The sequence below is a fragment of the Saliterribacillus persicus genome, from assembly GCF_003337485.1.
Classification (GTDB): Bacteria; Bacillota; Bacilli; order Bacillales; family Amphibacillaceae; genus Saliterribacillus; species Saliterribacillus persicus.
The window spans coordinates 191,194-202,679 of sequence record NZ_QPJJ01000002.1 but is presented as its reverse complement, the minus strand read 5'-3'; the positions used below and the strand labels follow the sequence as shown (position 1 = coordinate 202,679).

Genomic DNA, 11,486 nt, shown 5'->3' with positions numbered 1-11,486 from the left:
TAGATATGCGATTAAAAAAATTATGTCTTTGATTTTACTTTTTTCAGCAAGCCTACTTTTCCAGTACCTTCACATGTTGCACATGCAATTTCTCCCTCACCTACGCAATTTTCACACTTATGAATCCTATAGTCAATTCCTTCACCCGAGCAATCTGGACAACGAAGTAAACCCTCACCGTTACAGCTTTTACACCTCACAGATAATTCCTCCTTTTAAATTTTTGGAGCAATAAGACAGGCTAATATGATGCATAGAGATTGTGTGAAAAGCTAGCTTATCTTTATCAAGCTCCTTGTGCATTAAATATATATAAATAACTTACTTAATGCCTAATTCAGGAACAGATTAATGGAGAGGACAAAATTTGTATGCGCTAACAAAGTTGTGGAAGAAAAGGTTTTATCGAATTTGTACCCATCCATTATACCATGTCCAGTGGAACTTTAACAAAAGGAATCTCACCATCCAAAGTTTTCTGTTAAAAAAATCTCTCGTTAATATTATTTATGCGTCATCATAAAAACTAATTACTTATTACATACCACAGGATAAGTATTTTAATCCTTAAAAGCGCCAATAAGCACAATTACAATAAAAATGTAATGGTACTGTAATAGAATAGATATCTTGGACACAATAAATTCCGTTTAAAGGATAAAGAGGGAATTTGACAAAATATAGGCATTTATAATTAATACACAGGCGAAACAAGCTGTAAATATTGCTTAAAAGCATTTATATGGTAAAATAGTATCATAAAATAAAAAAGGAATAAGGAACAAAAAGATATGATATTTTCAAGATAGTATATTATTCTATGATGAAATAAAGACTCTATTAAGAGAAGAGGAGAAGCGCTATGAGTTATACATTTGTCTTTATCATTCATATTATACCAGCCTTCTTCTCTTTCTATCTAGGGACGACTACCTTAACTAAAAATATAAACAATGTAGCGCATAAGTTAACAGCCATGATCCTATTTGGCTTTTCCTTAATTTTTATACTGTTATTATTAGAGTACAATTTAGCTCCAGAGAGCAAGCAATTTCTTTTAACATGGGTAGAATTTCCTGTCTATTCTCTTTTGCATATCTTGTTAATGACACTATTTGCAAAGATTACTCTGTTTTTTGGCAAGCAGAAATTACCAATGTGGTATTATGTGATGTTACTTGTTCCATTAATTTATCATTTAACTACAGCTTCGATTGATGGATGGTTTATAAAAGAAATGCTAGTAGTGGATAAGAGGGCCGTTGTGATATTTGGTCCTGGTTTTCATGTTGGCTTATTGATGCAATGGTTATATTTATTTCTTGTTTTAAGGATGGTTTATAAATTTCATAGATCAGAAGCTGGAAAGAAAAATGAGAAATTCCTACCTATATTAATGATTGGACTTGTATTGATGGTGATTTGGGTATTAGTGACAAATATTTTTTATGCGAATTCTCCAGCTTTTCGAGAACTGCCTCCACTTCAAATCTTTGGAACTATTTTCTTTGTCATTGCACTTTATTTAGCGATAAAAAACTTTGATTTCTTACCACATTTTGAGAAAAGATACCGACTGTTATTTGATTTATCACCTTCTGGTATTATTTTATTAAATAAAAATTTAGAAATACAAGACATTAACCCGTTTGCTTCTAAAATGTTTAATATAAGCATAGACAAGTTAAAAGATTCGGATATGAGCAATTATTTTCCATCACAACAGAGAGAATTATTAAAACAACAGATTGAGACCATGTTTACGGAGAAACAAGCACTCAGAAATACAGATATTAGTATCATCGATGATAATGGACAAAGAGCAGAATTATTAGTGGACACAGATTTAATTACGGTAGAAGGGGAAGAACTTGCTATCTTTTTAATGCGTGATGTTACAGAGCAAAAAAAACAGCAAGAAGAAATTACGTTTTTGGCTTATCATGATGCTTTGACGGGTCTGCCGAATAGATTAGCTTTTATGAATAAATTTCCAGAGATCCTTGCAAATGCGAAAAAGAGAGAAGCATCTTTCGCATTTTTAGTATTGGATCTGAACAAGTTTAAGCAGATTAACGACAATTATGGCCATTTCATTGGTGATAAAGCGTTGCAACATTTTTCTTCGGAATTAACAAGAATTTTCTCACTTGATGCGCATGTTTTCAGGATGGGTGGAGATGAGTTTATTGTGTTGCTAGAGCACATAAACGAACCTCAGCAAGCAGAAGAAGAAATTACTTATTTTTTAACTGAGATGATTGATACGTTTGTTTATCATCAAAAAAACATTACGATAAATACCAGCGGTGGTTATAGTATCTACCCTAAAGACGGTGAAGAGTTAAAGCATCTTTATAAGAAAGCAGATAAAGCAATGTATGCTTCTAAAAGAAAAGCTAAATAAAAACTCTTTCCATTGTAGTCGGGATTGAAAAGTATAACGTAAACTAAAAAAGTTGAATTGGAAGGGGGATCCAATTCAACTTTTTTCTAATTTAAGATGAAGTCCAAGATCCACCATTTACATGGATGGCTTGTCCTGTCATATACGATGATTCGTCTGAAGCTAGCATGACATATGGCCAAGCATGCTCAGAAGGTTGACCTGGTCTACCCATTAATCCATCTTGACCAAACTCTTCCACTTCCTCTTCACTAAAGGAAGCTGGGATTAGTGGTGTCCAGACAGGTCCTGGTGCTACAGAATTTGCACGAATGCCTTTACTTGCCAGGCTTTGTGCAATACTTCTTGTAAATGCAGTAATAGCACCCTTGGTCGCTGTATAATCCATCAGTTTGCCATTTCCTTTATACGCATTGATCGATGACGTACTAATAATGGCGTCACCAGAATTCATATGGCGGACAGCTGCTTTGGTGAGATAAAATTGTGAAAAGAAATTTGTTTGGAATACTTCTTCAAATTGCTCATTTGAAATATCCAATACATCCTCTTTTACATATTGAATGGCTGCATTGTTGACCAATATATTGATAGCGCCAAATGCATCCACTGTTTTCTTAACCAATTCATCACAATGAGAAGATTCTTTGATATCACCAGGAAGGAGGATACATTTTACGCCCTCCGCTTCCACCATCTTCTTAGTAGCTTCAGCATCTTCATGCTCGTCAAGATACGAAATAGCAACGTTAGCACCTTCTTTCGCATAGACAATAGCTACTGCTCGTCCAATTCCACTATCGCCACCTGTAATTAAAGCAGATTTTCCTTTTAACTTATCAGAGCCTTTATACTCGGTAGGCTGATGTGGTAAAGGATTCATTTCTGATTCAATACCAGGCTGTCTATTTTGTTTTTGTCGCGGTGTACTTCCTTTTTGCATATCGCTTGGGTTCATGTTGCTGCTTCCTCCTGTAGTCTTATCTTAATTTTCTTCGTATAAATTTGTTACGTCTACTTCAAATGCATCCTCTGATTCTTTTGTATAGTTCACGAGTGCAATTTGTCGATCATCATCTACAGATTGAATGTAGACATATTCTCCGTTATATATAACATCCTGCATAACTGGATCATCTTTGATTTCTTTTGCTCGCATAAGATTCATGTATATCGCCTCCATAAAATGTTGTTGATTTTTTTACTTATGCATTTAATTACTTACGTAAATAAAATAACCTAATCGAATGAATCTTAAACATTTTTTGGGAAAATGAAATGAAATTGTAAAATGAAAAATGAGAAAAAAGTGCGTATCCCGGGAGGCGGATACGCACTTTTTCTGTCTAGTAATATGGATATGGATTGTTGTACGCCAGTGGTGCAATAAAAGGTAAAAGTGTTAATGCTGCTAACGCACCTAGCGGGAAATTACGTCTTCTATATCTCCGTACCCTTCTTGGAGGATATCCATAGGGACCATAACCCCCACCACCATAAGGGCCATAACCTCCGCCGCCATATGGATTAAAGACTTGGCGTGATTGATCTGGTGTGTTATCTTCGCGGTCCATAACATCTTCTCCAACTAAAATGATGACATTTTCAGCATCTACATTTTCAATAATACCATCAAACGTTGTACCGTCTTTTAAGGAAACCGTGACATGATAATACTTCAGTTGCTCACATGTGTCATGTAAGTTTTGCGGATACTGTTGATGCCCATAATTTTCATGATTCATTTGCTTATCCTCTCCTCTCTGTAATAGGGTATTCACCTAGAGAAAGGATGTGCCTATTTTTTTAGTAAAATTTTGGGCAGCTAATATTTATTTTTGTTAATTAGTGTGTTCCGAGTGCAGCGTTTATGGGACCAATTTTCTCAAGTAAAGCGAGTTGTTTTGCCATATATCTCGGGGAATACTGCATATCGGTTTCGATCCAATAGGTTATTAAACCAATACTTGCAGCAGTAACGTAATGTACGATAATCTCCTTTGGTACCTTTCGTTCGTGAACGGTTAAGGTAAGCTCCTCTATCGTTTCCGATACAAATTGCTGTACCGTTTTTGACATGCGATATTGAAAGGTAGGAACACCATTTTCCCCAAACATCGTTGTAAAGAAAATCCGATGATCATAAACAAATTGAAAAAGATTAAGAAAAACAACACTAGGCTCATCTTTTTTAGCAATTAAATCTTCTCGAGATTCCGGTGATACGTTTTGAATCAGGTTTTGGAGCATGTCCTCTATTGTCTTTTCTAATAAATCATACTTATCTTGATAATGCTGATAAAAAGTTACGCGATTGATCTCAGCTTTTGCACTTATATCTTGAATGGTAATAGCATCAAACCCCTTTTCGCCGATAAGCTCTACGAACGCGCTCTTCAATGATCTTCGTGTCTTTTTCACTCTAGGGTCTATTTTTTTCACAACAATTATCGCTCCTTTGTAAAATATCTCCTTCTTAACATACAATCCTTTAAATCCTGTTGTTTAAACGACAAATCGTTAAAAATCATCTGTTGTAAGATATTTCAAACTAAATATAATGTTAAGTATAAACTACATTATGTAGTTTAAATATACAACTTGTAAATAATATAGATTTATACCGAAGGAGGAGGAGTTATGGTCGAAAGAGTAAAAACAGACGTGATGATTATTGGTGCGGGACCAACTGGATTAATCGCAGCGAATGCATTAAATAAAAGTGGGATAGATTACATTTGTATTGAAAAAAGGAAGGACCGTTCGCCTTTTTCAAAAGCCATTGGTATTCATGCAAGAACCTTGGAGGTATTTGACGTGTTGGGGATTGCTGAGAAATTTGTGGGGGCTGGTTATCCAGGGCATCGGGCAAAAATCACCTTTGATAGTGGGAAGGCCTCCTTATTGAAATTTTATCAATTAGAAAGTAGATTTCCTTATCTGTTAACCATTCCCCAAAATGAAACAGAGGATATATTAGAAGAGCATTTGAGGGAAGGAGGCGGAAAAGTAGATAAGGAGCACGAATTAGTATCACTTGTTCAGGAAAGAGACCATGTTTTAGTAACCGTTAATCATAACGGAGCATGCTTAGAATATGAAGCAAAGTATGTATTAGCATGTGATGGTGTTCATAGTAAAGTGAGGGAGCTGTTAGATGTTGATTTTAAAGGAGAGAAAGAAGGAAAGACTTTCTTTCTCGCAGATAGTCACATTGCTGATTTAGATCCTGCTTATATTACTGTCTATATCAGTAAAAAAGGTGCAGCAGTTTTTTTCCCATACCGCGATGGGACCTTCCGTGTGCTTTGTCTAGACCTCACCATTCAACACCTGCCACATAAAGATAACCTGACAGAAGCGGATGTACAAGAAAGCGTGGCTCGTCTTGTTCCATTCCCTCTTAAGATAGGAAAAACGACGTGGGTCTCCAATTTCGGAACATCACATAGACAAGTGGAAAATTATAGACATGATCGCGTATTTTTTGTCGGTGATGCAGCACATATTCATAATCCATTAGGGGGGCAAGGGATGAATCTTGGCCTACAGGATGCTGTTAATGTGACGTGGAAGTTAAGTGCAGTCCTAAAAGGATATGCGAGTGATCGTTATTTAGATACGTATCAAGAAGAGAGATGGCCAGTGGCAGAGAATATTATCCAGCAAACAAGCAGGACATTACGGATGATTTCGATGAAGGGGGCACAAGCTCAATTAAGAAACTGGATAGGGAGAAGTGCTTTGAGTAGTGATGCGTTACAAAAAAAGATGGCAGAAAGCTTATCACATGTAAAATATAACTATCGTGATACCGAGAAAAATAAAAAGCTAGTGGATTCAAGACGTTCATCTAAATCCCTTCAAGCGGGTGATCGAGTTCCTGATATTAAAATGTTATTAAACGATGCACCGGATATCCGGCTATATGAGCTATTAAAGAGATATGGTTTTCTTTGTTTCATGTATATTGATGCAGAGGATAAAGAGATGGTAAAAAGTACACAGACTTTAGCAAAAAAGTTGGAAGCGGAATTTGAGGGTCTTATTACACCATTTTTAATTGTAAAAGGCGGAAATTCCTATATCATGGAAAACAAACTACCGCTCATGTATGACGTCTATCGAGAAATGGAAAGCCGAATTGGAATGGAAGTTGGAAGTACTCTTTTCATAAGACCGGACACACATGTAGCTTTTCATATGAAAAGTATCGAGGCTGAAAAAGCGGTTAACTTACTTCACATGCTTTTTAAATAGATCTTATCCAAGCGATAATTATTTTAGGCTTATCGCTAGATCTGTTAATAAGTGAGATTGATAAGCTTGGGAAGCTATTACTTGCTGAAGCTGTTTAAATGATCATTGCACCCGAAAGTATCTATGTCATAATAAAAAGTAGAAATCTGAAGGAGAAATCTATGGATATTTTACTTTTTATAATAATTATTTTATTAGCATCGATTCTTCAAACAAGCACCGGATTTGGTTTTTCTATTATCGCAACACCATTTTTGTTGCTCTTATTTGAACCAAAAGAAGCGATCCAGATTAATTTACTGCTATCTCTTGTCATTTCACTCGCTTTGATCTTTAAAATTAAAAAGGATGTTGACTTTGGAATTTTAAAAAGGTTTATTCTGGGGAGTGTGTTTGGTTTACCAGCTGGTATTCTTATCTTTCTAATGGTTAGCGTAAAAGAATTAAAGCTGATAGTGGGAATTATTTTGCTTGTTTTAACGGTCTTACTACTTTTACGGTATCGCATTATGAAAACCGGGAAGCGGGATCTCGCGGTGGGAGGATTATCGGGTCTATTCACAACAAGTATTGGTATGCCTGGACCTCCATTACTCATCTATTTTGCAGGGTCCAATACAACAAAGCACACCTTACGCGCAACGACGCTTGCCTTTTATTTGTTTATTTATTTTTTGAGTATGCTTATTCAGGTGTTTTTTGCTGGTACTACAAAGCTCGTTTGGACGCATAGTTTGGCAGCATTACCACTTGTGGTTCTTGGCCTTTTTGTAGGGCAGCTGATTTTTAAGTATATTTCTTCAAAGTTATTTCAGATTTTCATCTATATTATCTTATTATTTACTGGAGTTTACTTATTGTGGGAAGGAATTTTTTAAACAAAAGATATTGAGGAAGTTGTTACATCTCTAATTTTTATTACACTTTATGCTAACCCTGACAGAAAGAATACAGGATTAGCATAAAGGTTTTCTGTAATGAGAATTAAATCGCCAGAATACAAAAAGTTAAGGCTACTAATTAATTATAGTGTTATTTCTGTATGATCTGAATAAGGTTGCCACATGTGTCGTCGAGGATTGCAAATGTAAATTCGTTCATATTTGTCGGTTCCATCGTAAATTTCACGCCGTGCTTCACTAATCTTTCATACTCTTTCTGAACATCTGTAACTTCAAACATGGTTGCTGGTATACCATCTTCATAGATTTTCTTTTGATATGCTTGGGCAGCTGGATGGTTATTAGGTTCGAGCAAAAGCTCTGTACCTCCTTCATCTCCAGGCGAAACGAGTGTTATCCACCTATATTCTCCTGCTGGCTCGTCATGCTTTTTAACAAAACCCAGGATTTCGGAATAAAACTTTAGTGCCTTTTCTTGATCATCTACAAATAGACTGGTAACAACGATTTTCATAATTTTTGCCTCCTAAGATTAATCGTTTTTGTTGCTCCGCGGATAATCTGGCTGCAAGAAAAATATACCACACATTCGTTAAAAAATTACTTGCTATCCTTTTTTCCTAGCTTTAAAGCACCAATAATTAGAGGTATCTGAAGAGGTAAACGGAGCCATAGAAGCCAAGGACTTATTGGTTTTTCCGGATTAAATGATATTTTATTCACTGTCATATAAATATTTGCTGGAAAAATAGCAACCATAAAGAAAGCTAAAAGTTTTCGAGTGATATCTTGTCCTTTTTTCACCCAAAGCAATACAGAAAAGATCATTTCAAAAACACCCGTAATAAGTACAATCGCTTTACGAAAGGGAAGTATTGGAGGAACAATTTTGCGGAAGCTTCTTTCATGAATAAAATGAAAGATGCCGGCTCCAAGTAAGAGTATCGAATAAAGTGTACGGAAGAATATTTTCATTTGTATGCCACCTTTCCTATGTACTCTTTGCATAACCCTTTCAACGTGTATTGAAACATTTTAAAACTTTTTATCTGCTTTAACATTTATATTCCATTTTCAAGAATTCAAACGTACTTCCATTTGTATCTTGTAAGAATGACTCTACTTCTTTAAATCCTACTTTTTTGTATAATTTTATTGCTCGTTTATTAAAAGTTGCAACTGATAATTTGATCGTTTCAAGCTTATACGATGATTTAATAAAGGTAATGCAAGCTCTTACGAATTCAAATCCATTGCCTTTTCCTGTTAGATCGGGTCTCATTCCTAAACCAATCTCAATCGTTTTTCTGTCAACTTCACTTATACTAAAAAAAGCAACCAATTCATTATTTTTTGTTGCAGCAAATGTTGAATTCCCTCGTTCGTCTGGGTCTATAAATTCATTTAAATCTTCTGTATCAGCCTCCATATCATAAAAAGAGTAGTCACCATCGTAATGCCAATTAAAAGCAATATCTTCTGCTTGTTTCTGGGTTATCACACTAAACGTATATGACAACTTTATCACGCACTCCTTTCCTTTGAAGGCCTATTCTTTTTAAAATAACTAATATCTAACTAATTCAATAAATAGAAAAACTATTGGTGATTTATCATTTGTCCCTTGTTCTCTTCTTTAATGTACTTTGCAATTACCTCACATTTTTTTATAGCCCAACTGTAATGCTTGAAGGTATTTTCCGCAAAATAAGTGTGCAGATTGGTTGTTTTTGTCCACTTATAATATTTTTTCGTGATGATTTCCTCATTGGAATGTGAATTAATTAGTTCCATAACTCTTTCATGGCTTAGCTTCAATTTTTTAATAGCCTGATTCAACGTTACATCTTGATAGTTTTCCCAAATTAGTATGTTAAGTTGCTTAATAGACCTCCATTTATAGCCGGGAGCTGGCATAAAAGGAATATCTCCATCCATCCCTTCTCTATACCATCTCTCGAGCATTGCATGCCATTCATAAAGATGCATTAATACATCACGAAAATTCTTATCTCTTTCTTGAGTTTCAATCGAATTTTTTCTCTTCTTGCTAGGAACGGCTTGAATTATCTTAAGCAATGATTTGAAATTTTCTTCATTATTCTGTAGCAACAGTTCCTTTTCGTTTTTTACTTCCATGGTAAATTTCTCCTTTTTCAATAAAGCATATCATAGGAGAATATGTTCTTGTAAAAAAATTAAAGAAAAATTATTAGGTTGCTAATTTGAGTTAATTTTAAAATGGAAAGTTGCGGACAATTTAATTTTTTCCATGCTTTTTTATATTGTTCTTAGCGAGAGAGTGGTTGTGTTTTAAAGAATTTCGCCTGTTAATTGAATTATAATCAGATGCGATTAAGATGCGTATCTTGAAATTTTGTCGGATATTTCAATCCATAGCCAAACATTCTATCCATCCCGATATGCGCTATCCAAATTAAGATAATCATTAACAAAGTATCATTCGGAATCAAATTACTGTAGATGATTATTGCTAAGGGAAGACTATATGTGTGGAATAGGTTATAAATTATCGAACCTACCTTGTTATTTTTTAAGTATCCAAGTGCTGATAGATCGGGTGCGAGTAATAAAATTATAAATATAATCCAACTAAATTGCAGATAAAAGTAAAAATAAATACATAATAGCAGTACCACAAACCCTTCAATGTGCAATAAAATTTTATTCAAAAAACCTTCACCACTTCCTAGATTTTAACCTAATGATAAATTAGAATTTCCCTAATTTGATTTTTTACATTCTCATACTCTTTGTTAGTCCTTTAATACCACTAATTATAATTTATGATTAAAATAATCATGGACAATCGACAAAAATAGTCAGGATTAGCATGAAAAATATAAAAATAGATATAAAGATAGATCCATATAGGACAAAAAGATTAATATATAGTTCGAAATACTTTGTAAAAGGTGATCGCTTACATTATAATTAAAATAAGTGTTGATCATCATTTCAATATTTACGTAATCTAAAAACGATAAGTGAGGTAACATAATGACTTCCATCTCAACTAAAGAAATGACTGAACAATCAAGTGCTTTACAACCCTTCATTCAAGTAATTCCAGTCTTACATCGCATGCTACCTGACATGGGTATTGGTTTAACAAACACAGAACAGTGGTTGATGTATTATCCAGGTAGGAAAATAGACTTAAAAGTAGAAGCTGGAACATTAATAAATCCAGAAGAACCATTAGCTGAATGCATTAATTTTAAGAGAGAAATAAGACAAGAGGTACCAGCAGAATTTTTCGGCTTTCCTTTCACTGGACTTGCTTTTCCTATCATAGAGGATGGCGAAGTAGTTGGAGCTATTGCGATTCAAGTGCAAGAACAAAATGAGAGACAATTAAAACACATATCTGATGAAATTTTCTCCTCTTTAACTCAAGCCAATACTAGAATTACTGATATTTCCAATGGGGCTGAAGGTCTTTCTAAGATTAGTGAGACGCTTTTAGAAGAATCGAATCATGCTGCTGAGGGTATGAAGAATACAGATGAAGTAATTCGTTTTATTAAAAATATTGCTAATCAGACTAATATTCTTGGTTTAAATGCCTCCATTGAAGCTGCAAGGGCAGGGGAAATGGGTAAAGGTTTTAACGTGGTAGCGAAGGAAATACGAAAGTTATCCAATGAAACCGTGAATTCTACAGAAAAAATAAGTAATACCTTAACAGAGATGCAAAGTTCGATAACTGAAATCCAGTCTTTGGTAGAAAAAGTAGTTGCTGTTGGTAAAGAACAAGCTTTATCTACAGAAGAAGTTTCTTCCTTCATTGATGAGATTGAAGCGATGAGTAAAGAATTAAAGCAGTATGCACTCGAGTTATAATATAAATCAACCTAACAGATAGTTTTGCTATTTGTTAGGTTTTTTTGATA

Annotated in this window: 13 protein-coding genes; 4 read left to right on the top strand and 9 right to left on the bottom strand. The window is 34.5% G+C overall.

Features of this window, described 5'->3' with window-relative positions; genetic code table 11:
• Positions 1-862 precede the first annotated feature (862 nt).
• Positions 863-2,407, top strand: a complete 1,545-nt coding sequence (locus tag DFR57_RS03125; protein ID WP_114351691.1) for a sensor domain-containing diguanylate cyclase — start codon at positions 863-865, stop codon at positions 2,405-2,407.
• Between the two features lie 91 nt (positions 2,408-2,498).
• On the opposite strand, the gene DFR57_RS03120 is transcribed toward DFR57_RS03125, so the two are convergent.
• The 4 genes from DFR57_RS03120 to DFR57_RS03105 all read right to left on the bottom strand — a co-directional run bounded on the left by DFR57_RS03120 (position 2,499) and on the right by DFR57_RS03105 (position 4,849).
• Positions 2,499-3,365, bottom strand: coding sequence for an SDR family oxidoreductase (locus DFR57_RS03120; protein WP_114351690.1), 867 nt, complete (start codon positions 3,363-3,365; stop codon positions 2,499-2,501).
• Positions 3,366-3,392: 27 nt separating this feature from the next.
• On the bottom strand, positions 3,393-3,575 hold the full coding sequence (locus tag DFR57_RS03115; RefSeq protein ID WP_114351689.1) for an H-type small acid-soluble spore protein: 183 nt from the start codon (positions 3,573-3,575) through the stop codon (positions 3,393-3,395).
• Positions 3,576-3,753: 178 nt separating this feature from the next.
• A complete protein-coding gene (locus tag DFR57_RS03110) occupies positions 3,754-4,152 on the bottom strand; it encodes a hypothetical protein (RefSeq protein ID WP_114351688.1) in 399 nt (132 codons plus the stop codon).
• A 100-nt stretch (positions 4,153-4,252) separates the two neighbouring features.
• Entirely contained in the window at positions 4,253-4,849 is a 597-nt protein-coding gene (locus DFR57_RS03105; protein ID WP_170132891.1) for a TetR/AcrR family transcriptional regulator, read from the bottom strand.
• Between the two features lie 198 nt (positions 4,850-5,047).
• On the opposite strand from DFR57_RS03105, the gene DFR57_RS03100 reads away from it, so the two are divergent.
• Both DFR57_RS03100 and DFR57_RS03095 read left to right on the top strand, forming a co-directional pair.
• Positions 5,048-6,667, top strand: coding sequence for an FAD-dependent monooxygenase (locus tag DFR57_RS03100; protein WP_114351686.1), 1,620 nt, complete (start codon positions 5,048-5,050; stop codon positions 6,665-6,667).
• Positions 6,668-6,828: 161 nt separating this feature from the next.
• Positions 6,829-7,545: a sulfite exporter TauE/SafE family protein gene (locus DFR57_RS03095; RefSeq protein ID WP_114351685.1), complete on the top strand. Its 717-nt coding sequence runs from the start codon at positions 6,829-6,831 to the stop codon at positions 7,543-7,545.
• Between the two features lie 154 nt (positions 7,546-7,699).
• On the opposite strand, the gene DFR57_RS03090 is transcribed toward DFR57_RS03095, so the two are convergent.
• From DFR57_RS03090 to DFR57_RS03070, 5 genes are all read right to left on the bottom strand, one after another.
• On the bottom strand, positions 7,700-8,083 hold the full coding sequence (locus DFR57_RS03090) for a VOC family protein (protein WP_114351684.1): 384 nt from the start codon (positions 8,081-8,083) through the stop codon (positions 7,700-7,702).
• Positions 8,084-8,169: 86 nt separating this feature from the next.
• Positions 8,170-8,544 carry a DoxX family protein gene (locus DFR57_RS03085; protein WP_114351683.1) on the bottom strand — a complete coding sequence of 125 codons (375 nt, stop codon included), beginning with the start codon at positions 8,542-8,544 and terminating at the stop codon, positions 8,170-8,172.
• A gap of 79 nt (positions 8,545-8,623) precedes the next feature.
• On the bottom strand, positions 8,624-9,088 hold the full coding sequence (locus DFR57_RS03080; protein WP_114351682.1) for a GNAT family N-acetyltransferase: 465 nt from the start codon (positions 9,086-9,088) through the stop codon (positions 8,624-8,626).
• Positions 9,089-9,168: 80 nt separating this feature from the next.
• Positions 9,169-9,708 (bottom strand): ClbS/DfsB family four-helix bundle protein, encoded by a 540-nt coding sequence (locus tag DFR57_RS03075; RefSeq protein ID WP_114351681.1) that lies wholly within the window; start codon positions 9,706-9,708, stop codon positions 9,169-9,171.
• Between the two features lie 206 nt (positions 9,709-9,914).
• Complete coding sequence (locus DFR57_RS03070; protein ID WP_114351680.1) at positions 9,915-10,262, bottom strand: DUF4260 domain-containing protein; 348 nt, start codon at positions 10,260-10,262, stop codon at positions 9,915-9,917.
• 328 nt (positions 10,263-10,590) lie between these two features.
• On the opposite strand from DFR57_RS03070, the gene DFR57_RS03065 reads away from it, so the two are divergent.
• Positions 10,591-11,436: a methyl-accepting chemotaxis protein gene (locus DFR57_RS03065; RefSeq protein WP_245937370.1), complete on the top strand. Its 846-nt coding sequence runs from the start codon at positions 10,591-10,593 to the stop codon at positions 11,434-11,436.
• Positions 11,437-11,486: the final 50 nt, after the last annotated feature.